Here is a 26,715-nt window from a genome sequence, read left to right as displayed (position 1 = left end):
ATCCACCGGGCTATCGCGGGACGATCGGACGCGGATGCTTCCGAGGCTTGGCCGGCGCCCGCAGGGCGGCCCACAGCTCCTGCAGGGCCAGCACCCAGCCGAACGTGGTTTCCTTATGGGTCTTGAAGGCTTCGTCCATCATGTTGGCCTCCCATGGCTATCCATGACGGCGAAAATCGTCGTTCCGCGCCCGAGTGACAAACGCGGACTCCTTGGATACACATAAGCATTGCTTATGGCCGACATCCTTTCCCGCCTGCCGCTCAGCGCCATTCGCGTGTTCGAGGCGGCCGCTCGCCTGAAGAGCTTCACCCGCGCGGCCGACGCCCTGGGGGTGACCCAGGCCGCCGTCAGCTGGCAGGTGAAGGCGCTGGAGCGGCAGCTCGACCAGCCGCTCTTCAACCGCCTGCCGCGCGAGGTGACCCTGACCCCGGCCGGCGAGCGCCTGTCGCGCGCCGCGACCGAGGCGATCTCGTTGCTGCGCTCGGCGGTCTCCGATCTGGTCGAGGCCGAGGAAGGGGTTCTGTCGATCACCACGGTCCAGAGCCTGGGCGGCCAATGGCTGGCCCCGCGCCTGGGCGGCTTCCAGATCGCCCATCCGCGCATCGCCGTCCGGCTGGAGGCCTCGAGCCGGGTGGTCGACCTGTCGCGCGAGGGCGTCGACATGGCCCTGCGCGGCGGCCACGGGAAATGGCCGGGCACGACCGCGCATTTCCTGATTCCCGCCGTCCAGACGCCGCTGGTTTCGCCCGAGTTCCTGGCCAGGATCGGCGGCCTCGGCCGGCCCGAGGACCTGCTGGACGTCCAGCGCATCGGCGTCGCCCGCGAATGGGACGAGTGGTTCCAAGCCGCTGGCGTGGCGGCCAGCCCCGAGCAGCCGCCGCCCACCCTGGCCTCCGACGCCCAGGCCCTGGAAGTGGCCAGCGCCCTGGCCGGCCACGGCGCGGCCCTGGGCTCGCCGATCTTCTTCGCGCGGGAACTGGCCGAGGGCCGGCTGATCATGCCGTTCGACGTCGTCGCCCTCTACACCGGCGGCTATTGGCTGGCCTATCCCAGCGACCGCGCCCGCGTGCGCAAGATCGCCGCCTTCCGCGACTGGGTGCTGGACCAGGCCGCCGCCGATCCGCTGATCGCCCGCTACGCCACGCTGGCGCCCTTGGAGTCACCGGCTGTCTCGCCGTTGGCGCGCTCGACCCCATAGTCAAGTTTGCGTGCGGACGCACCATCTTGACAAACCGCCGTTCCGTGAGATGGTTAATCCACCCCCGGCCTCGGCCGGGCTTCCTGACCGTCTCCTTTCTAGTGGACGGCCCTTTCCGGGCGGAGCCATCGGCCCCCGGAAGCAAAGAATGATGCTAGGGCGCGCCGAAACCACTGGCGCGCCCTATGTCGTCCTGTCGTCCGGGTCACACAGAACGCAAGAATTTGGCCCACCAGCCGCCCCCCACTGGATTTCGACGCACGATCCGCCCTATATCCCCGCCATGTCCGGCAAAACCCTTTACGACAAGATCTGGGACGCCCACGTCGTCAGCGAAACCGACGGCGAGGCTATCCTCTATATCGACCTGCACCTGATCCACGAGGTGACCACGCCGCAGGCCTTCGCCGGCCTTCGCGCGGCCGGCCGCAAGGTGCGCCGCCCCGACCGCACCCTGGCCGTGGCCGACCACAATATCCCGACCGAGGGTCAGGCGCTCGGCGTCGACGCCGTGGCCGACGAGGAAGCGCGCCTTCAGCTCAAGACGCTGGCCCGCAACGTCGCCGACAACGGCATCGAGTTCTTCCCGATGGGCGACATCCGCAACGGCATCGTCCACGTGGTCGGCCCCGAGCAGGGCCGCACCCAGCCGGGCATGACCATCGTCTGCGGCGACAGCCACACCTCGACCCACGGGGCCTTCGGGGCCCTGGCCCACGGCATCGGCACGTCCGAGGTCGAGCACGTCCTGGCCACCCAGACCCTGCGCCAGAAGAAGGCCAGGAACATGCTGGTCCGCGTCGACGGCCAGCTTGGCCCCGGCGTCACCGGCAAGGACATCGCCCTGGCCGTGATCGGCGAGATCGGCACGGCCGGCGGCACCGGCTATGTCATCGAGTTCGCCGGCCAGGCCGTGCGCGACCTGTCGATGGAGGGGCGCATGACCCTCTGCAACCTGACCATCGAAGGCGGCGCCAAGGCCGGCCTGATCGCGCCCGACGACAAGACCTTCGCCTACATCCAGGGCAAGCCCGCCGCCCCCAAGGGCGCGGCCTGGGACATGGCCGTCAGCCACTGGAAGACCTTCTTCACCGACGAGGACGCCGTCTTCGACCGCACCGTGGTCATCGACGGCTCTGCCCTGGTTCCGATGGTCACCTGGGGCACCTCCCCCGAGGACGTCATCCCGGTGACCGGCAATGTCCCGGATCCGGAAAGCTTCGCCACGCCCGACAAGCGCGCGGCCGCCCACCGGGCGCTCGACTATATGGGCCTGACCGCCGGTCAGCCGATCTCGGAAGCCCGCATCGACCGCGTGTTCATCGGCTCGTGCACCAACAGCCGGATCGAAGACATGCGCGCCGCCGCCGCCGTGGTGCAGGAAGCCTTCCTGCACGGCCGCATGGTGGCCCCGCACGTCAAGGCCATGGTCGTGCCCGGCTCGGGCCTGGTGAAGGAACAGGCCGAGGAAGAAGGCCTGGACGCCATCTTCAAGGCCGCCGGCTTCGACTGGCGCGAGCCCGGCTGCTCGATGTGCCTGGCCATGAACCCCGACAAGCTGCAGCCGCACGAGCGCTGCGCCTCGACCAGCAACCGCAACTTCGAGGGCCGCCAGGGCCGCGCCGGCCGCACCCACCTCGTCTCCCCCGCCATGGCGGCGGCCGCGGCGATCGCCGGGCATCTGACCGACGTGCGCACCTTCCTTGAGGAGACCGCCTGATGCGCGCCTTCACCCGCCTCGACGGCCGCGCGGCTCCGCTGGAGCTGGCCAATATCGACACCGACCAGATCATCCCCAAGCAGTTCCTCAAGACCGTGGAGCGCGAGGGCCTGGCCAAGGGCCTGTTCTACGACTTCCGCGTCGACGGCGAAGGCAACGAGATCAAGGACTTCGTGCTCAACAAGCCGGAGTACAGAGGCGCCTCCGTGCTGATCGCCGGCGACAATTTCGGCTGCGGCAGCTCGCGCGAGCACGCCCCCTGGGCCCTGATGGACTTCGGGATCATGTGCGTGATCTCGACCAGCTTCGCCGACATCTTCTACAACAACTGCTTCAATAACGGCCTGCTGCCGGTGGTGGTGAAGCCCGATGAGCTGGCGCTGCTGATGGAGGAGGCCAAGGGCGGCAACCACATGGTCAGCGTCGACCTCGAGGCCCAGACCGTGATCTCGCCGTCGGGCAAGACCATCGCCTTCGACATCGATCCGGTGCGCAAGGAAAAGATGCTCAAGGGCCTCGACGCCATCGGCGAGACCCTGATGCACGGCGGCGACATCGACGTCTACGAGAGCAAGCGCGCGATCAGCCAGCCCTGGCTGGAGATCTAATTCAGCAATAGCTTGTCATCCCGGCCGTAGCGCAGCGGAGAGCCGGGACCCAGGGGCCGCCGCACGCGCTTGGCCCCTGGGTCCCGGATCGGCCTTCGGCCGTCCGGGATGACAAGATGTTTTGGCTCGGGACGACCAGCATGACCATCATCCTCGCCGGCACGATCCGCGTCGCGCCCGACCGCCTGGCGGATCTCCGCCCCCACCTCCGCGCCCAGGTCGAGAACAGCCGGGCCGAGCCGGGGTGCCTGGACTACGCCCTGACCGAAGACCCGCTCGACCCTGGCCTGATCCGGGTCTACGAGCATTTCGTCGACGAAGAGGCCCTGGCCTTCCACCGCGCCAGCCCGCACATGGCCGCCTGGCGCGCCTGCTGGCCGGAACTCGGCGTCGGCGAGCGCCGCATGTCGTCGTTCGACGTCTCCGCCTACCGCGAAATCTGATCCTAGAGAGAGCCTCCCATGTCCACCCTGCTCCTCCTGCCCGGCGACGGCATCGGCCCGGAAGTCTGCGCGCAGGTGCGCCGCGTGGCGGCCGCCCTCACGCCGGATCTCGAGGTCTCCGAAGCCCCCTATGGCGGCTCCAGCTATGACGCCCATGGCACGCCGCTGCTGGACGAGGTCCGCGACCAGGCCATCGCCAGCGACGCGGTGCTGATGGGCGCCGTCGGCGGCCCTCAGTGGGCCAACGCCCCGCGCCACCTGCGCCCCGAGGCGGGCCTGCTGAACCTGCGCAAGGCCATGGACGTCTACGCCAACCTGCGCCCCGCCTACTGCTTCGAGGCTCTGGCCGACGCCTCCAGCCTGAAGCGCGAGCTGGTCTCGGGCCTGGACATCATGTTCGTGCGCGAACTGGTCGGCGGCGTCTATTTCGGCCAGCCGCGCGGCATCGAGGACCTGCCGGACGGCCAGAAGAAGGGCTTCGACACCCAGGTCTACACGACCAGCGAGATCGAGCGGGTCGGCCGCGTGGCCTTCGAACTGGCCCGGGGCCGGACCAACAAGGTCCACTCGGCCGAGAAGTCGAACGTCATGGAGTCGGGCCTGTTGTGGAAGCAGGTGATCACCGAGCTGCACGCCCGCGAATATCCGGACGTCCAGCTGGAGCACATCCTGGCCGACAACTGCGCCATGCAGCTGGTCCGCGCGCCCAAGCAGTTCGACGTCATCGTCACCGACAATCTGTTCGGCGACATCCTGTCGGACGCCGCGGCCATGCTGACCGGCTCGCTGGGCATGCTGCCCTCGGCCGCCCTGGGCGCGCCCGGCAAGCCGGGCCTCTACGAGCCGATCCACGGCTCGGCCCCCGACATCGCCGGCAAGGGCCTGGCCAATCCGCTGGCCGCCATCCTGTCGTTCGAAATGGCCCTGCGCTGGTCGCTGGGTCAGGTCGAGGCGGCCGACGTGCTGCTGGCGGCGGTCAAGAAGGCCCTCGACGACGGCGCGCGCACCCGGGATCTGGGCGGGTCGCTGACCACCGCCCAGATGGGCGACGCGGTGCTGGCGGCGCTCTAACCCCTTCCCCAACACCCGTTTCACACCCTAGGCTCCTCCCAACAAGACATGTTGGGAGGGACCGATGATCGCGGGCCTGATGCAGACGACGCCGCTGATGATCAGCGGCATTCTCACCTATGCGGCCCAGGCCCACGGGACGCGCGAGATCGTCTCCAAGCTGATCGACGAGCCGCTTTGGCGCTACGACTACGCGGGTCTCGGCCGCCGTAGCGCCCAGTTGGCCCACGCCCTCCAGCGCCTGGGCGTGAAGCCCGGCGACCGGGTCACCTCCCTGGCCTGGAACACCCACCGGCACCTGGAGCTGTTCTACGCCGTCCCCGGAATCGGCGCGGTGCTGCACACGGCCAATCCCCGCCTGTTCGACGAGCAAATCATCTACACGATCAATCACGCGGAAAGCGGCGTGCTGTTCTACGAGCGGAGCTTCGCGGCCCTGGTCGAACGGATCGCTCCCCAGCTGACCACGGTGAAGACCTTCGTCATGCTGTCGGATCCCGAACGGACCCTCCCCGGCTCGGTCGGCGCCATCTCCTACGAGGCCCTGATCGCTGGCGAGGCTGAAAGCTTCGACTGGCCGGTCTTCGACGAGAACGCCGGGGCCTTCCTCTGCTACACCTCGGGCACGACGGGCGATCCCAAGGGCGTGCTCTATTCGCACCGCGCCGTGGTGCTGCACGCCATGGCCGGCGGGCTGAACAGCGCGTTCGGCTTCACCGCCTTCGACGTGGTCATGCCCTGCTCCAGCCTTTACCACGCCACCGCCTGGGGCCTGCCGTTCAGCGCCCCGATCTGCGGCGCCAAGCTGGTGCTCCCCGCCGACAAGATGGACGGCGCCAGCCTGCATGCGCTGATCGAGGGCGAGGGCGTCACCTTCACCGGCGGCGTGCCGACCATCTGGACGATGTATCTGGACTGGCTGGAAAGGAACGACGCCTCGCCGACAACGCTGAAGCGCGTCGTGATCGGCGGCAGCGCCGTGCCGCGCGCCATGGCCGAGGCGTTCAAGCGGCTCTACGGCGTCCAGACCCTGCAGATCTGGGGCATGACCGAGACCTGTCCGATCGGCGTCGTCTCCACCCCCACCCCCGCTCTCGCGGCCCTGGGCGAGGAGGCGATGGACGAGGCCATCTGGACCCGCCAGGGCCGCCTTCAGTTCGGCATCGAGCTACGCGTCGAGCTGGAGGACGGGAGCGAGGCCCCGCACGACGGCGAAACCTCCGGCGCGCTCCTGGTGCGCGGCCCCTGGGTGGTGCGCCGCTACTTCCGCCAGGACACGGACGCCGCGCGCGCCGATGGCTGGTTCGACACCGGCGACATCGCCACGCTGGACGCTCACGGCTTCATGCGCATCACCGACCGCCAGAAGGACGTCATCAAGTCCGGCGGCGAGTGGATCAGCTCGATCGACCTGGAGAACGTCGCCGTCGGCTGCCCCGGCGTGCGGATCGCCGCCGTCATCGGCGTGCCGCATCCGAAGTGGGAGGAACGGCCGCTGCTGGTCATCGAGGCCCACGAAGGCTCGATCCTTGGCAAGGCCGATGTGCTCGACTATCTGGCGACCCGGATCGTCAAATGGTGGACGCCCGACGACGTGGTCTTCGCCGTCGTGCCGCTGACCGCCACGGGCAAGATCGACAAGAAGGTCCTGCGCGAAGCCTGGAAGGCCCACCTCATCGGCTAGCGCTACGGCGCGCGGGGAACCGTCACGCCTCGAGCAGCGCCTTCAGTCTGGCCAGATCCCTGGCCACGGCCGCCGCGTCGCGATCGTAGGCGGCGTCGTCGTACAGGGTGGGCGGCCGGTAAAGGACCATGCCGACCTCGGCCCCCTCGCCGTTGGCCACCACCCGCAGCGGCATGTAGAGCTCGGTCCCGTCCGCCAGGGTCACCCAGTGATCGAGCACGCCATAGGGGTTATCCGGCGAGAACCGCACGCGGACGTCGCCGCCCGGGCCGTGGGCGAGCCACCGCTCGCCGTCCCGGGTCAGACCCGAGGCCAGGCCCGCCGCCCATTTGGGGAAGCTCTCGGGATCCTTGGCGAAAGCGTAGACTTCTCCCGCGGGCCTATGGATTCGGATGCTGATGTATCGGGACTCGAACATGGGTCTCTACTCCACGGTCACCTGGGCCTGGGCTGGGGCCACTTTCGTGAAAGCGGCGCGGCTGTCGAGAGAGCTTGGGGTGTTTATCGGACTTCCGGAATGAAGCTTTAAGTAATGTTGCCCGAAGATGCATCCATGACGAATGAGATGCGAAACCGGGTCCGGGCCGGATTGCTTTCTGTCGGTACGTTTCTCGCGGCTTTCTTTGGCGCGGGTTTGGCAGTTCGCGCCATCAGCACCGGTACCTACCAACAACACGGACACCTATCTCACGACCGCGTAGGCTTGATCCTATATGTCGGGATGATGAGCCTTGGTGCGCTTGTCGCAGCCGGCATTGGCGTTGCGTTCGCTTATTCTGCTTGGTCGGCCCGGGGAGAAAGCGCTCGCATTGATGCCTACCTCAAAAAGCGCCAGCCTCACTAGCCGGCGACCTAAGTCAAACTCGCCCCTATAAGGAACGCAAACGGGTCGGGTGCAGAAACGGGCGCCGCGCCCGAAACCAGAACTTGGGCGTCATTCCGGAAAGCGGGCCGGGCCGAGGTCTGTTCGGGGTTGTTGGCTACCGTTCTCAGCCAACTCCAGTCGCGCGAGGCTGACCGAGGCGTATCTGAGCACGTAAGGCGTTTGCTCAGGCTCGCCCTCTGGGATTGCCGAGCCAAAGAAGGCGACGTAGCAGTCGTAGAACTTGACCTGTGGATGTAGCCAGCAACTGACGACCACACCAAATTCCGGCCCGCCATCAATTAGACCGTCGTAGCGAACAAGAGTACCGGGCTCTATCGGCGCGTCAGTGAAGCTGTCGCTACGTTCTCGCATGGCCTTCCATCGCACGTCGCTGCTGAAGTCATCAACGTCTGACTTGGGTCGAGGCTGTGTGAAAACGCGACGGATCAGCTAGACTCCTGACGAGCAGTCGGGAGGTGTGCATGAGCCGCTTCGTTGAAGGTGTTGATCGCCGACAGCCGACGCTGCTTCCCGAATGCCTGGACGACTATGTCGCCGCCGAGAACCCGGTACGGGTGGTCGATGTGTTCGTCGATGAGCTTGACCTGGGCGGGCTGGGCTTTGAGGTGGCGCCGGCGGCGACGGGGCGACCGGCCTACCACCCGGCGATGCTGCTGAAGCTCTATGTGTACGGCTACCTGAACAAGGTGCAGTCCAGCCGGCGGCTGGAGCGCGAGGCGCGGCGCAATATCGAGCTGATGTGGCTGACGGGCCGGCTGGCGCCCGACCACAAGACCATCGCCGACTTTCGCAAGGACAACGGCCCAGCGATCCAGGCGGCCTGCGCCCAGTTCGTGGTTCTGTGCCGCCAGATCGGTCTGTTCGGCGCGGCGCTGGTGGCCATCGACGGCAGCAAGTTCAAGGCGGTCAACACCCGCGACAAGAACTTCACGCCCTACAAGCTCAAGAAGCGCCTGGAGCAGGTGGCCGAGCACATCGCCGGCTATCTGCGCGATCTGGACACCGCCGACCGCCAGGAGGGCGAGACCATCGAGGCTCGCTCGGATCGACTGAAGGAGAAGGTCGATCGCCTGCGCGAGCAGATGCGGATGCTGCGGGCGATGGACGCGCAAGTGGCCGCCTCGGACGACGGTCAGGTCTCGCTGACCGATCCCGACGCCCGATCGATGGCCACCAGCGGACGCGGCAGCGGCATCGTCGGCTACAACGTCCAGTCGGCCGTCGATGCCGAGCATCACCTGATCGTCGCCCACGACGTCGTCATGACCGGCAGCGACCGCCAGCAGCTGTCGTCGATGGCTGGCAAGGCCAAGGACGCCTTGGGCCTGGATGAGCTCGAGGTTCTCGCTGATCGTGGCTACTTCTCCGGCGAGGAGATCCTGAGCTGCGAGGCCATGGGCGTGACAGCCTACGTGCCCAGGCCTCTGACCTCCGGCGCCAAGGCAGATGGCCGGTTCGGCAAGCAGGACTTCGTCTACCTGCCCGATCAGGACGTCTATCGCTGCCCGTCGGGCGCGCTGCTGCCGCGCCACATGACGACCGTCGAGAAGGGCATGACGCTGCACCGCTACTGGGATCACTTCAGCTGTCAGACCTGCGCCCTCAAGCCCCAATGCACGCCCAGCGTCGCGCGGCGCGTGACCCGCTGGGAGCACGAGGGCGTCATCGACGCCCTGCAGATCCGGATGGATCGTCGTCCTGGCGCCATGCGCCAGCGAAGGCGGACCGTCGAGCACCCCTTCGGCACGATCAAGGCCTGGATGGGATCAACGCACTTCCTGATGAAGCGCCTGCCCAACGTGAAGACCGAGATCGGCCTCCACATCCTGGCCTACAATCTCAAGCGGGTGATCGCCATCATGGGCGCCCAGCCGCTCATGGCCGCGATCACGGCTTGACGCCAAACTCGCCGCGCGGCGGAACCGCCATGCTACGGCGCGAACGTCCGCGAGTTTTTACACAGCCTCGGTCGAAAGCCGACCTCCCTGGTCGGTGCGATCCTTAAATCTCTTGGAGGCTGCAGCGTGCAGGGCTGTCCAGGTCAGTCAAGGCTCGCCTCCGGCGACCGCGCGCGGCGACGCGGAGCGTCGGCCTTGAGTGACCTGGACAGCCCTGCGATCGTCTCGCCGTGAGATGTAAGGGGCGCGCTCTTCCGGGGCGGACGGGCTTTTTCTCACTGATCCTAAAACATCCCCCGTCATTCCCGCCCTTGTGGCGGGAACCCCTGGTTCAGCTGACACGTGAGACGCCTTGGCGGGCTGGCCCGCCACACCACCGCCCTTGCGGCGGACAGAGGGGTTCCCGCCACAAGGGCGGGAATGACGATTGTTTGGGGGGATTGAGGGCGCTCTATCCCCGGCGTTCGCGATATGGAAATCTACGAAATCAAGGGCTTGTCGATTTTTCGCGCCCCTGAATGATCCGCGTTGAATCCGCCTGCACAATCATAGCCGTCCCCGTCGCGGGGGAGGGCGTTTGGATCCGGCCCAAAACGGCGGCGGGGGTAGGTTGAGCGGGGCCGCTGGCGGTTCCCGGCGGTGTCGTCAGGTCGTGCGGCTTACTCTTTAGGAGCGCGTACGGGTGACGGTATCGTTGGGATCAAAGCCATCAGCGGAGCGACAGGGCGGTGATCGTACAAGCCGCCTATCGTGGATCGTCGGGGTCGAGACGGATGTAGCCGATCGACTTGGTCCGCGCCCGTCCGGGGGCTAGTGGGGTCCCGAGCTGAAAGACGCTCACGCCCCCCATCCTCACGGGCAAGAACAGCCTGGCGGAGCGGTCAAGCGAGCCGAAACACAACAAACCATCACGGTCTCCGGGTTCGCCCGGCCGCTCCGTCGCCTCCCCATACGCCTTCAGCGGCCGCGCCGCGTGAAGCGGTTCACGCTTGTCTGACTCAGCACTGGCCCCCACCTGACCTGCTCACGCCGGTCTGTCCGCCCCCAAGCGGGGCGGAGAGCCTATGAGCGGCTTATGCGCCCGAAGCACCCTAAACCGGCAGCGGCCTTGGCTTGCGGTCGTCGCCGATGGCCACGAATGTGAAGACGCCCTCGGTCACCTTGTGGGCCTGCTCGCCGTCGCGACGGCGGCGCCAGGCCTCGACCTGGACCCTCAGCGAGGTGCGGCCCGTGTGGATCAGGCGCGCGAACAGGCTGACCTCGTCGCCGACGAACACCGGGCTGATGAAGGTCATGCCGTCGATGGCGATGGTGGCGCAGCGGCCGGCGGCGCGGTGGAAGGCCACCGAGGCGGCCGCCAGGTCCATCTGCGACAGCAGCCAGCCGCCGAAGATATCGCCTTCGGGATTGGTGTCGGAGGGCATGGCGATGGCGCGCAGCACCGGCGCCTCGTGCGGCCACTCCAGCGCTTCCCAGGCCTTGGCCAGGGTCTCGGCGCGGTTCGATGGGGAGATGTCGTCGGCCATGGGACGGGCGGCGGGCCTAGTGCCCGCCGGCGCCTTCATAGACGCCCGGGGCCAGGATCTCGTCCTCGTCGCCCACGGCGGTCGAAGCCACGAAGCGGCGGTCGCAATAGGGGCAGTCGACGAAGCCGGCCGCGCCCATCTCCAGCCACACGCGCGGATGGCCCAGGGCCCCGCCGACGCCGTCGCAGGCGATGCGGTGCGAGCGGACCGAGATCGTCTCCGGCGCGGGACCGACCTGGGCCAGGGTGTCCATGGCGGTCGGAACCGTCGCCGGCTCGGTCGTCGCCGATCCGGGCAGGGCGTCGAGGGAGGAGGTGGACGGGGTCTTGGCCATATTGGGAAATCCCTGATTTCGAGCGCGACAGACGAAAGTGGCCGCCGGTTTCGGCGTCCGTCGCGCGCCAAACGATAGACAGGAGCCTTTCTCGCGAGAAAGGCTCCGGACGCGGCCTTGGCGCGGCGGCGAACGAGGCATACCTATGCGACGCTCAAAGGCGCCGTCAATCGACGCGCGCCTCAAACGACATTTCCCGGCCTCCCCGCCACTCGCTCCGCCCATCTTCTATCTGGACGCTCCATGGACCTGCCCGCCTACGCCATCGAAGCCGAGGGCCTGTACAAGACCTATGCCGCCACCAAGACCTCGCCGGAAAAGCGGGCGCTGAACGGCATCGACCTGAAGATTCCACGCGGCTCGATCTTCGGCCTGCTGGGTCCCAACGGCGCGGGCAAGTCGACCTTCATCAACATCCTGGCCGGCCTGGTGCGCAAGAGCTCGGGCACGGTGAGGATCTGGGGCCGCGACATCGACCAGCGCCCGCGCGACGCCCGCGCCGCGATCGGCGTGGTGCCGCAGGAACTGGCCGCCGACGTCTTCTTCACCCCGCGCGAGTCGATGGAGGTGCAGGCCGGCTTCTACGGCGTGCCCAAGAACGAGCGCCGCACCGACGAGCTGCTCAACGCCCTGGGCCTGGGCGACAAGGCCAATGCCTATGTCCGCCAGCTATCGGGCGGCATGAAACGGCGACTGATGGTGGCGAAAGCCATGGTCCACCAGCCGCCGGTGCTGATCCTCGACGAGCCGACCGCCGGGGTCGACGTCGAGCTGCGCCGCCAGCTCTGGCGCTATGTGAAGGGTCTCAACGAGCTGGGCGTCACCATCGTGCTGACCACCCATTACCTGGAAGAGGCCCAGGAGCTGTGCGACGAGATCGCCATCATCAACCGCGGCGAGGTGGTGGCCTGCGAGCCGACGGCTACCCTGCTTCGCCGCATGGACAGCCGCAATGTCGTGGTGACGCCGGAGGAGCCGGTGCTGACCGCCCCAGCCCTGGCGGGCTTCGACACCAAGCTGCGGGCCAACGGCGCCTTCCAGGTCAGCTATCGCACGGGCCAGTCCAGCGTCGAGCAGGTGCTGGCGGCGGTGCGCGCGAGCGGCCTGAAGATCAAGGACATCGCCACCGAGGACCCGGATCTGGAAGACGTCTTCCTGGCCCTGACCTACAACGACCCGAACGCGGCCGATCCGACCAAGGACTGAGCGCATGACGAGCAAGCCTGACGCGCTACGGCGCCTGATCGACCTCCCCGGCGTCAAGGACCTGGAGTACCGGGCGCTGCTCAAGCGCGACTTCGCCGAACCCGAGGCCCGGGCCGAGTTCCCGGAGATCGACGCCTGCGTGCTCGCCCTGTTCGGCTTGACCGCCGACGCGGCCGACACGGTGGAGCGGCCGCCGGGCTGGGACGATGTCGAAAGCCAGCCGCCGGCCGCGCAGGTCGCCGCGTTCGAGGCGGAGGGCTGGGACGTCACCGACGACAAGCGCCGACCGTTGCGCGTCCTGGGTCACTTTTCCGCGCCGCTGTGGCTGGCGGTGCGCGGCGTGGCCGGAACCCTGCCCTTCCAGCCGGAAAGCACCGAGCCGGAAGCCTGGATGTCCAAGCTGGAGGCCGAGGCCAAGCGCTTTCGCAAGCGCTAGAAGCGTCGGGCGGCGTCGATAAGGCCGGCGACAAGCTAAGGCTTGCGTTCCAGGGCGCGCCCGCCAAACTCGCCCCGACCTGTTTGAGCGCGCGTTGGGGGCGCATCGCATGACCTTTCTTGAGCGGCGGTTCGGGCTTAAGGCCCAGGGCACGTCGGTGCGCACCGAGGTGCTGGCCGGCTTCACCACCTTCCTGACCATGGCCTATATCGTGATCGTCAATCCGGCGATCCTGGGCCAGGCCGGCATGCCGATCGCCGCCGTCGCCGCCGCCACCTGCCTGGCCGCCGGCTTCGGCTCGATCCTGATGGGCCTGATCGCCAACTACCCGATCGCCCTGGCCCCCGGCATGGGCCTCAACGCCTATTTCACCTTCACCGTCGTCAAGGGCATGGGCCTGCCGTGGGAGACCGCCCTGGGCTGCGTCTTTCTGTCGGGCGTGGCCTTCCTGGTGCTGACCGTGGCGGGGATCCGCCAGCTGATCGTCGGGGCGATCCCGCGTCCGCTGTTCTCGGCCGTCGCGGCGGGCGTGGGCCTGTTCATCGCCTTCATCGGCCTGAAGGAGGCCGGCATCATCGTCGCCAATCCGGCCACCACGGTGGCCTTGGGGGACCTGACCCAGCCGACGGCGGTCCTGGCCATACTGGGCCTCGCCATCATGGGCGGGCTGATGGTCTGGCGGGTGAAGGGCGCGATCCTGATCGGCATCCTGGTCGCCGCCGCGGCCGGATGGGCCCTGGGTCTGGCCAAGGTCGTTCCCGGCGAGTACGGCCTGGCCGCCCTGACGGCCACCGCCTTCAAGCTGGACATCCCAGCCGCCCTTCGCCTGAACGGCGGAGCCGGCATGGCCATCGCCGAGGTGATCTTCGTCTTCCTGTTCGTCGACCTGTTCGACAATGTCGGCACCCTGGTCGCGGTGACCAAGAAGGCCGGTCTGGTGCAACCGGATGGCACGATCCCGCGCCTGAACCGCATCCTCACCGCCGATAGCATCGCCACGATCGGCGGCTCGCTGGCCGGCACCTCGACCGTGGTCAGCTATATCGAGAGCGCCTCGGGCGTCGCGGCCGGCGGGCGGACGGGCCTGACGGCCATCGTGGTCGGCCTGCTGTTCCTGCTGACCCTGTTCTTCGCGCCCTGGGTGCAGGCGATCCCGGCCGCCGCCACGGCCCCGGCCCTGATCATCGTCGGCTCGATGATGGTCGGCGCCCTGGCCGACATCGACTGGGACGATCCGGGCGTGGCCATCCCCGCCTTCCTGACCGTGATCGCCATCCCCCTGACCTTCTCGATCGCCAACGGCCTGGCGTTCGGCATCACCGCCTTCGCCGTCCTGAAGCTGATGCGCGGCCAGGCCAAGCCCGGCGACTGGCTGCTGTTCGTCCTGGCGGCGCTGTTCGTGGCGCGATTCATCTACATGGGAGCCGCGTGATCGCGTTGCGCCCGCGCCGCCTTTCGGCTAAGACCCGCTTCCCGCAAGGATGCACCCGTAGCTCAGCTGGATAGAGCGTTGCCCTCCGAAGGCAAAGGTCACACGTTCGAATCGTGTCGGGTGCGCCAAAAACCTCCGCGAAAACTGTCGGGTTTCATGAAACCTGACTCGTATTCCACTCAATTGACTCTGCGAGCTAACGGATCGTTCGCGCCAGGAGCGGAACTTGGCGAGTGTCCAAGAAGCTGACATTCGGCGGCGGGCCCGATCACAAGATGATCGACGGCGGAGGGGCCTACCGCTTGAGCAGGTAGAACGTCTTGTTCGGGTAGTCCCAGACAGTCTTGTACTGCTGGAGGAAGGCGTAGCCGAGACTCATGATCCGGGGCGAAGTGAGGCCGATCGCCTTGGCGAAGGGGGCCGCGTCCTCGATCGGATGGCCGCCGATCTTGGCAAGCGAGATGGAGGGGCCCTTGGCGAACTGGACCGCCTTGATGTCGATGGCGTCGTCCTCGCCGGCGACGGGCGTGATCGCCCCCGCGGCCGTCAACTGCTCCAGCGTCGCCTTGTCGGCGAACAGGTTGCCGTACTGGCCGGTGTCAAGCACGGTCTCGAAATCCAGGCCGCCGACCTTGGCGGTCAGCACCGGATTGTTGGGCAGCTTGAGCGTCTCGAAGGGGATGGCGGCGACCACCGTCTCGCCCTTCAGGAAGGCCTTGGACCCGCCCTTGTAGAAGGTCGCCCTCGACGCCTTGTAGTCGACCTTCACCGCGTAGCCGTCCCAGAACTGATAGCCCAGCCAGCCGATGAAGTCGGGGGTAATACGCTCCAGCTGGGCCGCGTCCTGGCTGCGGAAGGTGGTGACGCGGCCGTAGCTCAGCCCACCGGGTAGCTGGACGTTGTCGACGCTGGGGCGCAGGACCTTCTCGTAGGTCTGGCCGCTGCCGAAGACTCCGCGTCCGATGACGCGGCCGGCGGGCAGGTCGAGGTGGTTGTGGTTCAGGACCAGGGCCTCGAACGCGCCGGTGTCGAGCAGGAGCTTGCCCTTCACCCCAGCGATCTTGGCCTCCACGAACGGGAACTCGCGGACCATCACGAAGGGGAAGGAGACGGTGTCACCCTTCAGGCGGAACTCCGGCGCGATCTGGGTCTCGCTGGAAACATCCTGGGTCAGGGCGGCGGCCGGGGCGGCCAGGGTCAGGGCGATAGCGGCGGTGAGCGCTGCGCGCAGCATGGGAAGCTCCCTTCGGGGTCGGTTCGGAGACGCCCGCATACCGCGCGGACCGGTGGGTGACTTGATCATCTCTGATGTCGCTGCACGATGGGAAGGGGCGAACAGCCTTGGCCCTTCCGCCCCTTTCGTGCGCCTGGAGGGTCTACTGGGCGGCCTTCTCGATCGCATCTGCGAGGCCGTCCGGATCGGTCAGGAACGGCGTGTGGCCGGTCTGCAGGGTATACTCGACGCGCACTGGGGTGGTGGCGACCATCTTGGCCTGAAAGGCCGGGCTGATCACTTGGTCCATGGCGGTGTGGATATAGACCTTGTCGACCTTGCCGAAGTTGGCGGCGGTCACCTTGACCGGAGTAGCCAGCGGGGCCAGCGGCTCGTCCAGGATCAGGTCCGGGATCGCCTTGCGCAGGCCCTCGGGTCCGCCGTTGGCGAACAGGTCGGCGCGCGCCGAGTACTCGATCGAAGCGATGCCCTTGTCCTTCTGGATCTGTAGGTGCGGGCCGATCTTGGCGTCCGGGTCCCGCTGGGCCAGCGACACCAGCGAGTCGCCGTCCCGCGGCAGATAGGCGGCCAGATAGACCAACGTCCTGATCTTCTGGGGCGCCTGCTCGGCGGCGGCGGAGACGACGATGCCGCCGAAGCTGTGGCCGACCACGACCGCCGGTTGCTTGGCCTGGTCCAGAGCCTGGACGACGGTGTCGCGGTAGGCGTCCAGGCTGACCTTGTCCGGTGTCATCGGATTGCTGGGGCGGCCCGGCAGGTCGACGGTGATGACCTGATAGCCGTCCTTCTGTAGCTTCGCAGTGACATGACCCCAGACCTGGCCGTTCTCGAAGGCGCCGTGCACCAGGACGATGGGCGGCTTTTCTGCAGCCATGGCGTTGGCGCCAAGGGCGAAGGCGGAAGTGGCCAGAGCGGCGATAATCGTTTTCATCGTTCCCATTCCTCTAATCTTTTCCGCGGCCCTCATCGGTGCGGCGAGGAGGAACTTAGGCGGCGCGGTCGTCTTCCGGCCATGTTCGGGCCTCCGGATGGCATGCTCCATCGTCCGGATTTTCGAGCTAGGCGGGCGACTGGCGACGAACCTCGCTCGGCGCGTAGCCGAAATGCGCCTTGAAAGCCCGGCTGAACGCGGCGTCCGAGGCGTAGCCGCTGCGATAGGCCGCCTCGGTCACCTTCAGCCCGCCGCTGCGCAACAGGTCGGCGGCGATGGTCAGGCGCCAGCGCGACAGGTAGCGCAGCGGCGGCTCGCCCACGGCGGCGGTGAAGCGCTCGGCGAAGATCGAGCGCGACATCCGGGCGATCTCGGCCAGCGACTGGACCGTCCAGCGATGAAAGGGATCGGCGTGCATGGCGCTAAGCACCCGGCCGATGCGCTCCTCGCCCAGGCCGCCCAACCAGCCCATCCGATTGGCCTCGCTGGCCGCCCAGCTGCGCAGGGTGCGGATCACCAGCAGATCGATTAGGCGCGAGATCATCAGCGACGAACCCGGATTCGGCTCCTGCGCCTCGGCCAACAGGAACCGCGAAATCGCCGCCAGCCAGGGCGGCGCGCCGTTCTCGCCCTTGGGAATATGAATCAGCGACGGCAGGGACGACATGATCGCCGGCAGCGGACTGCCCTCGAAGCTGAAGAAGCCGCCGACCAGCCTGGCCCCCTCCCCGTCGCCGCCGTGGCGCAGGACCAGGCCATCGCGGTCGAAGTGGTCCGCGGCGGCCGTCTCGATGCTTTCGACCGGCGAGTCGAGGGCGTCGGTCATGACGTGCCCCTTGCCCTGGGGCAGGAGGACAAGGTCGCCCTCCCGCGTCAGGATCGGCCCTTCCCCGGTCGGCGTGATCCACATCTCGCCGCTCTCGACGAAATGGAAGTGGGCCGGTCCTGCCTGGAACCGCAGCCCCCACGGCGCCCCGAGAATGGCGGTGTAGACAAGTTCGCCGCGCAGCCGGATCAGGGTGAGCACCTCGGAGAGCACGTCATTGCGCGCGGCCGACATGCCGAAGTCTTGGGTCATTCCGGACGATCCATCATGTTATTCGGAGACGACGGCATGTCCCGCCCAAACCGCGAGGCCTAGGTTTCCCCCATCGACGCAGGCCGAAACAAGCCACTTTTCGCTTCACGGGGAGACGAACATGACCATCGAAACCACGAATTCACCCGCCGTCGCCATGGCTGCAGAAAAGCCGCCGATCGTCCTGGTCCACGGAGCCTTCGCCAACGCGCCGGTCTGGGGTCATGTCGCCGCCCGGCTGCGCGCCGCCGGCCACGAAGTCACCGCCGTCGACCTGCCGGGCCGCCCCGGCGCGCCGATGGAGCCCGACAAGGTTACCCTGGACCTGCATCGCGACGCTGTGGTCAACGCCCTGCGCGTCCTGGGGCGTCCCGCCGTGCTGGTCGGCCACAGCTTCGCCGGCATCGCCGCCCCGCCGCCGCGGCCGAGCAGGCGCCGGAGACCGTCCGCACCCTGGTCTTCGTCGCCGCCTATCTGCCCAAGAACGGCGACTCCCTGGTGTCGCTGGCTCAGCAGGATCCGGACGCCAGGATCGGCCCCAATCTGCGCATCGACCATGACAAGGCGATCGCCGTCGTCGACTACGCCGCCCGCGCCGAGCTGTTCGCCAATGACGGCCCCGAGGGCCTGAAAGCCAAGCTGCCGGACCTGATCCTGGACGAGCCGCTGGCGCCGCTGGCCACGCCCCTCAGCATCAGCTGACGACCGGTTCGGCCGGATCGACAAGGTCTATGTTCGCACCGCCCTGGACCAGGTCATCAGTCCGACCTTCCAGGACCGCATGCTGGCGGCCACGCCCGTGCGCAAGACCGTCACCCTCCTGACGGGCCACCTGCCGTTCCTGACCGATCCCGACGGCCTGACCCAGGCGATCATCGGCGCAGCGGAATAGGCCGGCGCCGCATGGGCGGCGGGCTTTCGCAGCATGGCGGCCTCGCGGAGTGAAGCCCCGCGGCGCTGGAGGCTCGCGAAGTCCGGATGGTGCCAATTGCCGCCGTTGGCGCACCTCCAGGAACACGACGTTCGCTTAGGTGCGGTTACACGACGGCGGTCGGCGCGCACGCCCGCAATCTCGGATGGCTTTCCCCGTCTACTCCGTGATCGACGGAAGAGCCAGGATCACCCGCAACCCACCCAGCGGCGCGAGGTCCAAGGCCACGCTCCCTTCGTAGAGCTCCACGAGGTCTCGGACGATCGATAGCCCCAATCCATGGCCGGGCGTTCGCTCATCGAGCCGTTCACCGAGGCCAAAGACGTGCTCGTAGGCTTCTTGCGGCAGGCCGGGTCCGTCATCGTCGACGACGATCTCCGCGAAATCGCCCCGACGCCGAACCAGGACCTCTATTCTCGACCTCGCCCATTTTCCCGCGTTGTCGAGGACGTTGCCGACAATCTCGCTGAGATCCTGGGCGTCGAGCGCGACCATCGGCTGGTTTTGGTAGGTCACGCTGAACGTCACATCCCGGCGCCCATAAAGGCGCGAAAGCGCCGCGACGACCGGGTCCAGACTTGAGCGCACATCAGCGGCGACACCGGGCGAGCGTTTCAACGCCACCGCGCGCGCCCTGGCGAGTTGATAGTCGATCTGGCGCCGCATCCGTTCGCATTGCAGCTCGATGACGTCGGCCGCCTCGCGCTGACCCGTGGCGCGCAGCCGCTCGGCTTCGTCGGTGAGGACGGCGAGCGGCGTCTTGAGCGCGTGGGCGAGGTTGCCGGCCTGGGTGCGGGCGCGCCGCAGCATCTCGAGATTGCCCTCCAGCAGAGCATTGAGGTCGATCGCCAGGGGCCGCACTTCACTGGGAAGGTCCTCTGGCAAACGGCTCGCCTTGCCCATACGGACAGCCGACAGCGCGTGACGCATACGGGTGAGCGGCCGCAAGCCAAACCAGACTTGAAGCATCGCCGCACCGATCAGGCCGGACGCGACGATCGCCAGCGACAGAAAGAGGGTCCAGTTGAACCGTCCCAAAACCTCGTCGAGAAGGCGCTGCTCGACGCCGATGCCCAAACGTAACGGCGGTCCGTGCGGATTGGCCACCGAACGCTCCACTAAACGAAGCTGTCCGGAAGGGCCCTCAACGAAGACATGGCGCTCGACGCCGAGGGCGGGAAGCGGATCCGGTAATGGCAGGTCCCGTCCAGCCAGGGACGGTGAGGTGATGGCTTGGCCGCTCGCCGCTTCCACACGCCAATAGAAGCCCGAGTCCTTGGGCAAAAACCGGGGATCGCTGAGCCGGCGGTGCAGCAAGAGCTTGCCGTCCGGCGCAATGTCGATCAGCGCCGCCAGTTCGGCGGCATGGCCGTGCAGTTCGTCGTCGAACTGTTGCGTCACGTGAGCCCTGAACAGCTCGGACAGCAGGACACCGCTGACGGTAAGTCCCGCGATGATCCATATCGCGGCGCCGACGATCAGGCGGGTGCGAAAACTGGTCCAGAGCTGGCGCATCAAGCGAACTTGTATCCCAGGCCCCGGATCGTGCGGATGGCGTCCTTGCCCAGTTTCTTGCGCAGGCGGGCGACATAGACCTCGATCGTGTTCGACTCCCGCGTCTCATCCAGACTGTAGACGTGGTCAATGAGCTCGCCCTGGGAGACCACCCGGCCGGCGCGGTGCATCAGATAAGCCAAGACCTTCAGCTCGCGAGCGGTGAGTTCGACGGCGTCGGCGCCGCGCTGGACAGTCCCCGCCTCGGGATCCAGCACAATGTCGCCGCGGCGCATGACGGACGACGAGCGGCCCGCCGAGCGCCGTGTCAGCGCCCGCAGCCGCGCCACCACCTCGGCGTTCTGGAAGGGCTTGCCCAGATAGTCGTCGGCCCCTGCGTTGAGGCCATCCACGCGGTCGGTCCAAGCGTCCCGCGCTGTGAGCACCAGCACCGGCATGTCGCGTCCTTCGCGACGCCATTGTTTCAGAACCTCCAGGCCCGACAGGCGCGGCAGGCCAAGATCCAGCACCACGGCGTCGAAGTCGTTGGTCCGCCCCAGGAACAAGGCCGTCTCGCCATCGCCGGCCTGCTCGACGACAAAGCTGGCTTCCGCCAGCGCCGCGGCCAGGCGACGGGCGATCTCCGGATCATCTTCGACGAGCAGGATGCGAATGGCGGGTCTCCTCTGACTGACGTCTCAGCATAGCAGCACCGCCTGAAAAGAACCTGACACGGCGCTTTCAGGTTCGTTTCAGCTTCGCTTCAGACAGGCTTCAGGCTCGCGGCGCATCAGGGCGGGACAAAGCCTTGCGAGACGCCCATGCCCCCCGCCCATCCACTGATCGCCGCCGCGCTCGCGGCCTGCCTCTTGAGCACCTCCGCGTTGGCCGCGGGTCCGATGGCGTTGAGCGCGGCGCAGGAGAAGGCCATGGGCATCGTTCTGGCCACCGCCAAGCCCGCGTTGGGCGCCCCCTTGGCCGCGCTTCCCGGCGCGATCACCCCCCCGCTCAACGACCGGCGAGTGGTCGCCGCCCCGTTCGCGGGAACGGTGACGCGGATCCACGTGCTCGAAGGCCAATCGGTCAAGGCCGGCGCGCCGCTAGTGACCCTGTTCAGCCGCGAGGCGCTGGCGGTGTCCTCCGAGCTCGTCCAGAGCCAGGCTGAACTGCGCGTGGCCGAGGCCGCCGCGCGCCGGCTGCAACAGCTAGCCAGCGAAGGCGTCATCGCCGGCGCTCGCGCCGAGGAGGCCCAGGCCCGCCTCGCTCAGGCTCGCGCCATGGTCAACGAGCGTCGTCGCCTGCTCTCCGGCGCCGGCGGGACGAGCGGCGAATATGTCCTGCGCGCCCCGATCGCCGGTCGCGTCGCGGCCGTGACCGCCCAGCCCGGCGGCGGCCTCGAGGCCATGGCGCCCGCCGTGACCCTGGACCGCGCCGACCGCCTGTGGGTCGAAGCGCGGGTGTCGCCCGAGATCGCGCGCAAGCTGAAGGTCGGCTATCGGGTCCGGGTCGGCGACATCGCCGGACGCATTGTGGCGCTGGGCGCAAGCATAGACCCCAAGAGCCGGTCGTTGCCCCTGCGCGCCGAACTCGACACCGCCACCGGGCTTGCGCCAGGCCAGACAGTCACGGTGACGGTCCTGAGCCCCGCCCCGACCGGCGCTCAAGCCATTCCCCGCAGCGCCCTGGCGCAGGACAGCGACGGCGCACGCGTGTTCGTCAAGGCCGCCGCCGGATATGAGGCGCGGTCGGTGACCGTGGTGGGCGCGGCGGGCGCGGAAGCGGTCGTCACCGGGCTTCCCCCAGGCGCGCGCGTGGCGGCCTCGGGCGCCTCGCAACTGAAGTCGGCGCTGGGCCACTAGGATGCGCAAGCTCATCGCTTTCGCGCTCTCGCAGCGCCTGCTGGCCGCCGTGCTGGCCATCGCCCTGGTCGGTCTGGGCGCCAACGCGTTCCTGAAGCTGCCGGTCGACGCCTTCCCCGACATCTCGCCAACCCAGGTGAAGATCATTCTCAAGGCCCCAGGGATGACCCCCGAGGAGGTCGAGAGCCAGGTCATCACACCGCTGGAGATGGAGCTGCTGGGCATTCCCAAGCAGGCCATGCTGCGCTCGACGGCCAAATACGCCATTGCGGACCTAACCATCGATTTCGCGCCAGGCACGGACGTCTATTGGGCTCGCCAGCAGACCGCGGAGCGGCTCTCAAACGCCCTCGGCGCTCTACCGGACGGCGTCAGCGGCGGCCTGTCACCGATCTCGACGCCCCTGTCCGACGTCTTCATGTTCACGATCGAGGGCGAAGGCCTGACGCTTGAGCAGAAGCGCACCCTGCTGGACTGGACCATTCGTCCGGCGCTGCGCGGACTTCCGGGCGTGGCCGATGTCAACGTGCTGGGCGGCCGCGCCAGGACCTTCGAGGTGTCGCCCGACCCGGCCGCGCTGGCTGCGGCGGGTCTGACCGCGCAGGCGATCGTCGACGCCATCCCGGCCTCGAACCGCAACGACGGCTCGGGTCGTCTCAGCGAGGGCGAGGAGGCTCTGGTCGTGCGCGTGGCCGGCGCGATCACCAGCTTGGACGATCTGCGCGACACCGCGATCGCCTTGCCCAGCGGGGGCGTGGCCCGTCTCGGCGACCTGGCGCAGGTCAGCGAGGGCGCCCTGACACGCTATGGCGCGGTCACCGAGAACGGCCAGGGCGAAGTCGCTCAGGCGATCGTCATCGCCCTACGCGGCGCCGACGCCAAGGCGGTCGTCCGATCGGTCGAAGCGCGGTTGAAGGAGCTTCAGCCGTCCCTGCCCAAGGGCGTGACGGTGAGTCCATTCTACAACCGCTCCGACCTGATCCAGCGCGCGACGGGAACGGTCAACAAGGCCCTGGTGGAAGCCACCATCCTGGTGGTCATTCTGCTGCTGTTGTTCCTGGGCGATCTGCGGGCCGCGACTGTTGTGGCGGTGACCCTGCCGCTGGCCGCGCTGACCACCTTCCTGCTGATGCGGACCTTTGGCCTGTCGGCGAACCTGATGAGCCTGGGCGGGCTGGCCATCGCCATCGGCATGCTGGTCGACGCCGCCGTCGTCGTGGTCGAGAACACCGTCGAGCGTCTGGACAATCCCAGCATCACCGGCTCGCGCCGCCTGCACGCGATCTATGAAGCCGTTGCCGAAGTCGCCGCGCCGGTCACGTCAGGCGTGCTGATCATCTGCCTGGTGTTCCTGCCCCTGCTCAGCCTGCAGGGCCTGGAAGGCAAGCTGTTCGCGCCGGTAGCCCTGACCATCGTCTTCGCCCTGGGCTCGTCGCTGCTGCTGTCGTTCACCGTGATCCCGGTCCTGGCCTCGCTGCTGCTGAAGGCTCATGCGCACCGAGAGTCCTGGATCATGCGCAGGATCGGACCGTTCTACGAGCGTCAACTGGCCCGCGCCCTGGCCCGTCCCAAGCCAGTCTTCGCCGCGGCGGGCGGCGGCATGGTGCTAGCGGCGATCGCCTATGTGCTGATCGGCAAGAGCTTCATGCCGACCATGGACGAGGGCGCGATCCTGATGCAGCTGGCCAAGCTGCCCTCGATCAATCTCGACGCCAGCGCCAGACAGGACATGGCCGTGCAGCGCGCGATCCTGACGCAAGTACCCGAGGTGAAGCGGATCGTCGCCCGTGTCGGCTCCGACGAGCTTGGCCTTGATCCCATGGGCCTGAACGAGACCGACAGCTTCCTCGTGCTGGCCGACCGCAAGGACTGGCGCAGAAAGGACAAGGCCTGGCTGACCGAAGAGATCCGCAAGGTCGCGGCCCAGTTTCCCGGAGTGGAAGCCACCTTCACCCAACCGATCGAGATGCGAGTCTCTGAGATGCTGACCGGCAGTCGGGGGGACCTAGCCGTCAAGGTGTTCGGCCCGGATCTCCAAACGCTGGGCGATCTGGCCGGCCGTATCGAGGAGACCCTCAAGAAGACGCGCGGCGCGTCCGACATCTACACGGTCGCCGGCGACAGCGTGACCTATCTGCAGCTGGACGTCGATCGGGCCGCCGCTGTGCGGGTCGGCTTGTCCGCTCAGGCTCTGCAGCAGGAACTACGCGCCCAGTTGGAAGGCGCACCGGCTGGCGTCGTCTTCGAACAGGGCAAGCGCACGCCGATCCTGGTCCGGGGGCCTCAGACCCTTCGCGAGGATCCCGTCCTGTTCGAACAAGCTCAGATCGCCACGCCTGATGGCGGCGTCGTGCGCGCCGGCGACGTGGCGCGCGTGGAACGTCGGGAGGGTCCGGTCAAGATCGATCGGGAGAACGCTTCCCGCTTCGCCGTGATCCAGGCCTATGTCCAGGGTCGCGACCTCGTGGGCTTCGTCAAGGAAGCCCAGGCCAATGTCGCGCGCGATGTTCCGCTGCCGCCCGGCTATCGCATCGCGTGGGGCGGACAGTTCGAGAACCAGAAACGGGCCGCCGCGCGTCTCGGCGTGGTGGTGCCGATGGCGCTGGCCCTGATCTTTCTGGTCCTGTTCATCAGCCTGAAGTCCACCCGCCAGTCGCTGCTGATCCTGGCCAACATCCCGTTCGCGATGATCGGCGGTCTGGTGGCCCTGTGGATCTCGGGCGAATACCTGTCGGTCCCGGCGTCGGTCGGACTGATCGCCCTGCTCGGCATCGCGGTGCTCAACGGCCTCGTCCTGGTCTCGCACTTCAATGAGCTGGTCCAGCGCGGCCGCGACGTGGCGACCGCTGTGACCGAGGGGGCCCGCCGCCGCCTGCGGCCCGTACTGATGACCGCCAGCATCACGGCGCTGGGCCTTGTGCCGTTGCTGACCGCCACCGGTCCCGGCTCCGAGATCCAGCGCCCGCTCGCCATTGTCGTGGTCGGGGGTCTGGTGACCTCGACCCTGCTCACCCTGATCCTGCTGCCCATCCTCTATCGCCGCTTCGGCGTCGAGCCTGGAGCCGCAGTGCTGGAGGCTTCATCGTGAAGGTCATTCTTCTCGCCGCCGCGGCCGGGCTGGTCCTGGCCTCAGCCGCCACCGCCGCCGACACCGGCTGGACGCGCCCGGATTTCCTGCCGAGCGACGCGCTCATTCTGTCGGCGTTGGAGGGTTCGCCCGAGCTGGCGGAGGCGCGGGCCCTTCAGCGCGGCGCCGAGGCCGAACAGCGCGGCCTGGCCGCCGGCCCCTACGAGACAACAATCGGCCTCTCGAGCGACCGGCGCCGGGTTCGAGGCGAAGGCGACTTCGCCGAATGGTCCTTGCAGGCCAGCCGCCCCCTGCGCTCGCCGGGGAAGCGTAACCTGGATCTTGCGGCGGGCGCGTCCGGCGCTCTAGCGGCGCGCGACAGCGTCGACGACGCGCGCCACCAAGCCTCCCTGCGCCTGGCCGGCCTCTGGATCGAATGGCTGGAAGCCGAGGCCCGCATTACGGTCGACCGTGACGAGATCGCCGTCGAGCAAAAAGAGGTCGCGGCGCTGCGGCGGCGGGTCGAACTCCGGGACGCCGCCTTGCTAGAGCTTGAACTGGCGCAGGCGGCCCTGGCCCGAGCCCATGCGACCCTGGCTGAAACCCAGGGACGCGCCGAGGCGGCGCGCTCGGCGCTCGACATGCTCTACCCAGGCCTGCCCCCAGCCCAGGCGCCGAGCTTGTCCGAGCCCATGGCCCCAACCCGCGCTCTGGACGACTGGATCCCCGTAGTCGTCGCGCGGAGCCACGAGATCACCATCGCCAAGGCCCTCGCTGACCGCGACGGCGCGCTCGCCCGGCGAGCAAAACTCGACCAGCGCCCCGACCCAACCTTGGCGCTTCGTGTCTTCAATGAGCGGGGCGGCGCCGAAACGGGCGCAGGTTTCACCGTCAGTATCCCCTTCGGCGGCGGCGGACGCTCGGCGACCGCTGAGCGTCAGGCCGCGTCGGCTTCCGCCGCGGAGGCGCGCTATCGCATGGTGGCGCGCAATGTCGAGGCCGAGGGACGCAACGACGTGGCCAAGGCCCGATCGGGGCTCACAGCCTGGGCGCGCAGCCGCGAAGCCGCAGCCGCAGCCGCTCAGGCCACGGATCGCGTGCAGCGCGCCTACGGGCTCGGCGAGCGGAACCTGACGGACCTGCTCGCGGCGCGTCGCCAGCTGTTTGACGCGCGCCGGACCGAGGTCTCGGCCCGCGCCGCCGCCCAGGGCGCGCTGCTGCGACTGGCGCTGGACGCCCATGAACTTTGGCTTTCGGAAGAGGAGGCGTCGCAATGACGGTCATGATCAGCTTCGCGCTCGCCCTGGCGCTTTTACAGACCGGACCGCGGCCAGACGTGGTGATCGGTGAGATCGGCAGCCGTGCGTTCGTTCTGAAGTCGGTCAACCTCGATCCACGTCCCGACGATCGCCCGGTGCTGCGCGGATGGATGTGCCGCCGAGCCGCTGGCGCATCCATCCGCCGTCTCGCCGTCGCGGCTGAAAACGCGTCAGGCGTGACGATTTGGAAGGGCGTCGTGGCGACGCCCAGCTTCGCCCCTGGCCGGACGCATGAATGCCGCGTTCTGAAGATCGACTTGCCGCCGGAGATCGCGCCTCAAGCCGTACGGTGGCGCCTGGAGCGCCCTTGACGGCGGACCAGGATTGCCGTCACCCCGCGCTACAAGAGACCGAACA

Annotated in this window: 26 protein-coding genes, 1 tRNA gene and 3 pseudogenes; 19 read left to right on the top strand and 11 right to left on the bottom strand. The window is 68.0% G+C overall.

Going from position 1 to position 26,715, the window contains the following annotated elements; translation table 11 throughout:
- Nucleotides 1-10: 10 nt before the first annotated feature.
- Nucleotides 11-142: a hypothetical protein gene (locus tag AC1RNC_RS17440; RefSeq protein ID WP_492836214.1), complete on the bottom strand. Its 132-nt coding sequence runs from the start codon at nucleotides 140-142 to the stop codon at nucleotides 11-13.
- 93 nt (nucleotides 143-235) lie between these two features.
- Here AC1RNC_RS17440 and AC1RNC_RS17435 point away from each other — a divergent pair, with 93 nt between their 5' ends.
- The 7 genes and pseudogenes from AC1RNC_RS17435 (at nucleotide 236) to AC1RNC_RS17405 (ending at nucleotide 6,727) form a co-directional block, all read left to right on the top strand.
- Nucleotides 236-1,201 carry a LysR substrate-binding domain-containing protein gene (locus AC1RNC_RS17435; protein WP_492887584.1) on the top strand — a complete coding sequence of 322 codons (966 nt, stop codon included), beginning with the start codon at nucleotides 236-238 and terminating at the stop codon, nucleotides 1,199-1,201.
- 283 nt (nucleotides 1,202-1,484) lie between these two features.
- The gene (gene leuC / locus AC1RNC_RS17430; RefSeq protein ID WP_492887582.1) at nucleotides 1,485-2,921 is read left to right on the top strand and encodes a 3-isopropylmalate dehydratase large subunit; all 1,437 of its coding nucleotides are present in this window, start codon (nucleotides 1,485-1,487) and stop codon (nucleotides 2,919-2,921) included.
- Complete coding sequence (gene leuD, locus AC1RNC_RS17425) at nucleotides 2,921-3,529, top strand: 3-isopropylmalate dehydratase small subunit (RefSeq protein ID WP_492887581.1); 609 nt, start codon at nucleotides 2,921-2,923, stop codon at nucleotides 3,527-3,529. The genes leuC and leuD overlap by 1 nt, the downstream gene beginning before the upstream one ends.
- Nucleotides 3,530-3,536: 7 nt before the next feature.
- A pseudogene (locus AC1RNC_RS17420) lies at nucleotides 3,537-3,654 on the top strand (hypothetical protein); the annotation flags it as partial.
- 15 nt (nucleotides 3,655-3,669) lie between these two features.
- Nucleotides 3,670-3,972: a putative quinol monooxygenase gene (locus AC1RNC_RS17415; RefSeq protein WP_492887579.1), complete on the top strand. Its 303-nt coding sequence runs from the start codon at nucleotides 3,670-3,672 to the stop codon at nucleotides 3,970-3,972.
- Nucleotides 3,973-3,990: 18 nt separating this feature from the next.
- A complete protein-coding gene (leuB, locus tag AC1RNC_RS17410) occupies nucleotides 3,991-5,043 on the top strand; it encodes a 3-isopropylmalate dehydrogenase (RefSeq protein ID WP_492887578.1) in 1,053 nt (350 codons plus the stop codon).
- Nucleotides 5,044-5,107: 64 nt separating this feature from the next.
- Nucleotides 5,108-6,727, top strand: coding sequence for a long-chain fatty acid--CoA ligase (locus AC1RNC_RS17405; RefSeq protein WP_492887577.1), 1,620 nt, complete (start codon nucleotides 5,108-5,110; stop codon nucleotides 6,725-6,727).
- Nucleotides 6,728-6,749: 22 nt separating this feature from the next.
- Here the strand turns inward: AC1RNC_RS17405 and AC1RNC_RS17400 are convergent, their stop codons facing one another.
- Nucleotides 6,750-7,145 (bottom strand): SRPBCC family protein, encoded by a 396-nt coding sequence (locus AC1RNC_RS17400; RefSeq protein WP_492887576.1) that lies wholly within the window; start codon nucleotides 7,143-7,145, stop codon nucleotides 6,750-6,752.
- 114 nt (nucleotides 7,146-7,259) lie between these two features.
- Between AC1RNC_RS17400 and AC1RNC_RS17395 the strand changes: the two genes are divergently transcribed.
- Nucleotides 7,260-7,571, top strand: coding sequence for a hypothetical protein (locus tag AC1RNC_RS17395; RefSeq protein WP_492887575.1), 312 nt, complete (start codon nucleotides 7,260-7,262; stop codon nucleotides 7,569-7,571).
- Between the two features lie 90 nt (nucleotides 7,572-7,661).
- Here AC1RNC_RS17395 and AC1RNC_RS17390 read toward each other — a convergent pair whose 3' ends face one another.
- Complete coding sequence (locus AC1RNC_RS17390) at nucleotides 7,662-7,964, bottom strand: hypothetical protein (protein WP_492887574.1); 303 nt, start codon at nucleotides 7,962-7,964, stop codon at nucleotides 7,662-7,664.
- Between the two features lie 110 nt (nucleotides 7,965-8,074).
- Between AC1RNC_RS17390 and AC1RNC_RS17385 the strand changes: the two genes are divergently transcribed.
- The gene (locus tag AC1RNC_RS17385; RefSeq protein ID WP_492887573.1) at nucleotides 8,075-9,511 is read left to right on the top strand and encodes an IS1182 family transposase; all 1,437 of its coding nucleotides are present in this window, start codon (nucleotides 8,075-8,077) and stop codon (nucleotides 9,509-9,511) included.
- Between the two features lie 299 nt (nucleotides 9,512-9,810).
- Here the strand turns inward: AC1RNC_RS17385 and AC1RNC_RS17380 are convergent.
- From AC1RNC_RS17380 to AC1RNC_RS17370, 3 genes and pseudogenes are all read right to left on the bottom strand, one after another.
- Nucleotides 9,811-9,949 (bottom strand): annotated as a pseudogene (locus AC1RNC_RS17380) (hypothetical protein); the annotation flags it as partial.
- Nucleotides 9,950-10,602: 653 nt separating this feature from the next.
- A complete protein-coding gene (locus tag AC1RNC_RS17375; protein WP_492887572.1) occupies nucleotides 10,603-11,037 on the bottom strand; it encodes an acyl-CoA thioesterase in 435 nt (144 codons plus the stop codon).
- Between the two features lie 16 nt (nucleotides 11,038-11,053).
- A complete protein-coding gene (locus tag AC1RNC_RS17370) occupies nucleotides 11,054-11,371 on the bottom strand; it encodes a zinc-finger domain-containing protein (protein WP_492887570.1) in 318 nt (105 codons plus the stop codon).
- Between the two features lie 243 nt (nucleotides 11,372-11,614).
- On the opposite strand from AC1RNC_RS17370, the gene AC1RNC_RS17365 reads away from it, so the two are divergent.
- From AC1RNC_RS17365 to AC1RNC_RS17350, 4 genes are all read left to right on the top strand, one after another.
- The gene (locus tag AC1RNC_RS17365; RefSeq protein ID WP_492887568.1) at nucleotides 11,615-12,577 is read left to right on the top strand and encodes an ABC transporter ATP-binding protein; all 963 of its coding nucleotides are present in this window, start codon (nucleotides 11,615-11,617) and stop codon (nucleotides 12,575-12,577) included.
- 4 nt (nucleotides 12,578-12,581) lie between these two features.
- Nucleotides 12,582-13,013, top strand: coding sequence for a hypothetical protein (locus AC1RNC_RS17360; protein WP_492887566.1), 432 nt, complete (start codon nucleotides 12,582-12,584; stop codon nucleotides 13,011-13,013).
- A gap of 109 nt (nucleotides 13,014-13,122) precedes the next feature.
- Complete coding sequence (locus tag AC1RNC_RS17355; RefSeq protein WP_492887565.1) at nucleotides 13,123-14,445, top strand: NCS2 family permease; 1,323 nt, start codon at nucleotides 13,123-13,125, stop codon at nucleotides 14,443-14,445.
- Nucleotides 14,446-14,496: 51 nt separating this feature from the next.
- Nucleotides 14,497-14,573 (top strand) — tRNA-Arg (locus AC1RNC_RS17350).
- Between the two features lie 167 nt (nucleotides 14,574-14,740).
- On the opposite strand, the gene AC1RNC_RS17345 is transcribed toward AC1RNC_RS17350, so the two are convergent.
- The 3 genes from AC1RNC_RS17345 to AC1RNC_RS17335 form a co-directional block, all read right to left on the bottom strand.
- Nucleotides 14,741-15,679, bottom strand: a complete 939-nt coding sequence (locus AC1RNC_RS17345) for a hypothetical protein (RefSeq protein ID WP_492887564.1) — start codon at nucleotides 15,677-15,679, stop codon at nucleotides 14,741-14,743.
- Between the two features lie 142 nt (nucleotides 15,680-15,821).
- Nucleotides 15,822-16,610 (bottom strand): alpha/beta fold hydrolase, encoded by a 789-nt coding sequence (locus tag AC1RNC_RS17340; protein ID WP_492887563.1) that lies wholly within the window; start codon nucleotides 16,608-16,610, stop codon nucleotides 15,822-15,824.
- Nucleotides 16,611-16,737: 127 nt separating this feature from the next.
- Nucleotides 16,738-17,688 (bottom strand): AraC family transcriptional regulator, encoded by a 951-nt coding sequence (locus AC1RNC_RS17335; protein ID WP_492887562.1) that lies wholly within the window; start codon nucleotides 17,686-17,688, stop codon nucleotides 16,738-16,740.
- Between AC1RNC_RS17335 and AC1RNC_RS17330 the strand changes: the two are divergent.
- Together AC1RNC_RS17330 and AC1RNC_RS17325 are read left to right on the top strand one after the other, a co-directional pair.
- Nucleotides 17,669-18,052, top strand: a pseudogene (locus AC1RNC_RS17330) (esterase/lipase family protein); the annotation flags it as partial. The gene AC1RNC_RS17335 and the pseudogene AC1RNC_RS17330 sit on opposite strands and share 20 nt — an antisense overlap.
- A 134-nt stretch (nucleotides 18,053-18,186) precedes the next feature.
- Nucleotides 18,187-18,390 carry a hypothetical protein gene (locus AC1RNC_RS17325; protein ID WP_492887623.1) on the top strand — a complete coding sequence of 68 codons (204 nt, stop codon included), beginning with the start codon at nucleotides 18,187-18,189 and terminating at the stop codon, nucleotides 18,388-18,390.
- Nucleotides 18,391-18,778: 388 nt separating this feature from the next.
- Here the strand turns inward: AC1RNC_RS17325 and AC1RNC_RS17320 are convergent, their stop codons facing one another.
- Both AC1RNC_RS17320 and AC1RNC_RS17315 read right to left on the bottom strand, forming a co-directional pair.
- Complete coding sequence (locus tag AC1RNC_RS17320; RefSeq protein ID WP_492887560.1) at nucleotides 18,779-20,134, bottom strand: ATP-binding protein; 1,356 nt, start codon at nucleotides 20,132-20,134, stop codon at nucleotides 18,779-18,781.
- Nucleotides 20,134-20,778: a response regulator transcription factor gene (locus AC1RNC_RS17315; protein WP_492887619.1), complete on the bottom strand. Its 645-nt coding sequence runs from the start codon at nucleotides 20,776-20,778 to the stop codon at nucleotides 20,134-20,136. Before AC1RNC_RS17315 ends, AC1RNC_RS17320 begins: the two co-directional genes overlap by 1 nt.
- A 156-nt stretch (nucleotides 20,779-20,934) precedes the next feature.
- Here AC1RNC_RS17315 and AC1RNC_RS17310 point away from each other — a divergent pair, with 156 nt between their 5' ends.
- From AC1RNC_RS17310 to AC1RNC_RS17295, 4 genes are read left to right on the top strand one after another with little or no spacing between them, the layout of a single operon-like run.
- The gene (locus tag AC1RNC_RS17310; RefSeq protein ID WP_492887558.1) at nucleotides 20,935-21,972 is read left to right on the top strand and encodes an efflux RND transporter periplasmic adaptor subunit; all 1,038 of its coding nucleotides are present in this window, start codon (nucleotides 20,935-20,937) and stop codon (nucleotides 21,970-21,972) included.
- 1 nt (nucleotide 21,973) lies between these two features.
- The gene (locus AC1RNC_RS17305; protein WP_492887557.1) at nucleotides 21,974-25,060 is read left to right on the top strand and encodes an efflux RND transporter permease subunit; all 3,087 of its coding nucleotides are present in this window, start codon (nucleotides 21,974-21,976) and stop codon (nucleotides 25,058-25,060) included.
- Nucleotides 25,057-26,316 carry a TolC family protein gene (locus tag AC1RNC_RS17300; RefSeq protein ID WP_492887556.1) on the top strand — a complete coding sequence of 420 codons (1,260 nt, stop codon included), beginning with the start codon at nucleotides 25,057-25,059 and terminating at the stop codon, nucleotides 26,314-26,316. Before AC1RNC_RS17305 ends, AC1RNC_RS17300 begins: the two co-directional genes overlap by 4 nt.
- Complete coding sequence (locus AC1RNC_RS17295; protein WP_492887554.1) at nucleotides 26,313-26,669, top strand: hypothetical protein; 357 nt, start codon at nucleotides 26,313-26,315, stop codon at nucleotides 26,667-26,669. Before AC1RNC_RS17300 ends, AC1RNC_RS17295 begins: the two co-directional genes overlap by 4 nt.
- Nucleotides 26,670-26,715: the final 46 nt, after the last annotated feature.

The sequence above is a fragment of the Caulobacter sp. GW822-FHT01G02 genome (assembly GCF_058802865.1).
This window is presented reverse-complemented; position numbering and strand designations above follow the sequence as displayed.

Coding starts and splice junctions, on each gene's coding strand:
- leuB (WP_492887578.1), top strand. CDS start 3,991: ATGTCCACCCTGCTCCTCCTGCCCGGCGACGGCATCGGCCCGGAAGTC.
- AC1RNC_RS17365 (WP_492887568.1), top strand. CDS start 11,615: ATGGACCTGCCCGCCTACGCCATCGAAGCCGAGGGCCTGTACAAGACC.
- AC1RNC_RS17405 (WP_492887577.1), top strand. CDS start 5,108: ATGATCGCGGGCCTGATGCAGACGACGCCGCTGATGATCAGCGGCATT.
- AC1RNC_RS17415 (WP_492887579.1), top strand. CDS start 3,670: ATGACCATCATCCTCGCCGGCACGATCCGCGTCGCGCCCGACCGCCTG.
- AC1RNC_RS17395 (WP_492887575.1), top strand. CDS start 7,260: ATGTTGCCCGAAGATGCATCCATGACGAATGAGATGCGAAACCGGGTC.
- AC1RNC_RS17305 (WP_492887557.1), top strand. CDS start 21,974: ATGCGCAAGCTCATCGCTTTCGCGCTCTCGCAGCGCCTGCTGGCCGCC.
- AC1RNC_RS17355 (WP_492887565.1), top strand. CDS start 13,123: ATGACCTTTCTTGAGCGGCGGTTCGGGCTTAAGGCCCAGGGCACGTCG.
- AC1RNC_RS17385 (WP_492887573.1), top strand. CDS start 8,075: ATGAGCCGCTTCGTTGAAGGTGTTGATCGCCGACAGCCGACGCTGCTT.
- AC1RNC_RS17370 (WP_492887570.1), bottom strand. CDS start 11,371: ATGGCCAAGACCCCGTCCACCTCCTCCCTCGACGCCCTGCCCGGATCG.
- AC1RNC_RS17335 (WP_492887562.1), bottom strand. CDS start 17,688: ATGACCCAAGACTTCGGCATGTCGGCCGCGCGCAATGACGTGCTCTCC.
- AC1RNC_RS17345 (WP_492887564.1), bottom strand. CDS start 15,679: ATGCTGCGCGCAGCGCTCACCGCCGCTATCGCCCTGACCCTGGCCGCC.
- AC1RNC_RS17390 (WP_492887574.1), bottom strand. CDS start 7,964: ATGCGAGAACGTAGCGACAGCTTCACTGACGCGCCGATAGAGCCCGGT.
- AC1RNC_RS17360 (WP_492887566.1), top strand. CDS start 12,582: ATGACGAGCAAGCCTGACGCGCTACGGCGCCTGATCGACCTCCCCGGC.
- AC1RNC_RS17400 (WP_492887576.1), bottom strand. CDS start 7,145: ATGTTCGAGTCCCGATACATCAGCATCCGAATCCATAGGCCCGCGGGA.
- leuD (WP_492887581.1), top strand. CDS start 2,921: ATGCGCGCCTTCACCCGCCTCGACGGCCGCGCGGCTCCGCTGGAGCTG.
- leuC (WP_492887582.1), top strand. CDS start 1,485: ATGTCCGGCAAAACCCTTTACGACAAGATCTGGGACGCCCACGTCGTC.
- AC1RNC_RS17320 (WP_492887560.1), bottom strand. CDS start 20,134: ATGCGCCAGCTCTGGACCAGTTTTCGCACCCGCCTGATCGTCGGCGCC.
- AC1RNC_RS17295 (WP_492887554.1), top strand. CDS start 26,313: ATGACGGTCATGATCAGCTTCGCGCTCGCCCTGGCGCTTTTACAGACC.
- AC1RNC_RS17310 (WP_492887558.1), top strand. CDS start 20,935: ATGCCCCCCGCCCATCCACTGATCGCCGCCGCGCTCGCGGCCTGCCTC.
- AC1RNC_RS17435 (WP_492887584.1), top strand. CDS start 236: ATGGCCGACATCCTTTCCCGCCTGCCGCTCAGCGCCATTCGCGTGTTC.
- AC1RNC_RS17340 (WP_492887563.1), bottom strand. CDS start 16,610: ATGAAAACGATTATCGCCGCTCTGGCCACTTCCGCCTTCGCCCTTGGC.
- AC1RNC_RS17440 (WP_492836214.1), bottom strand. CDS start 142: ATGATGGACGAAGCCTTCAAGACCCATAAGGAAACCACGTTCGGCTGG.
- AC1RNC_RS17375 (WP_492887572.1), bottom strand. CDS start 11,037: ATGGCCGACGACATCTCCCCATCGAACCGCGCCGAGACCCTGGCCAAG.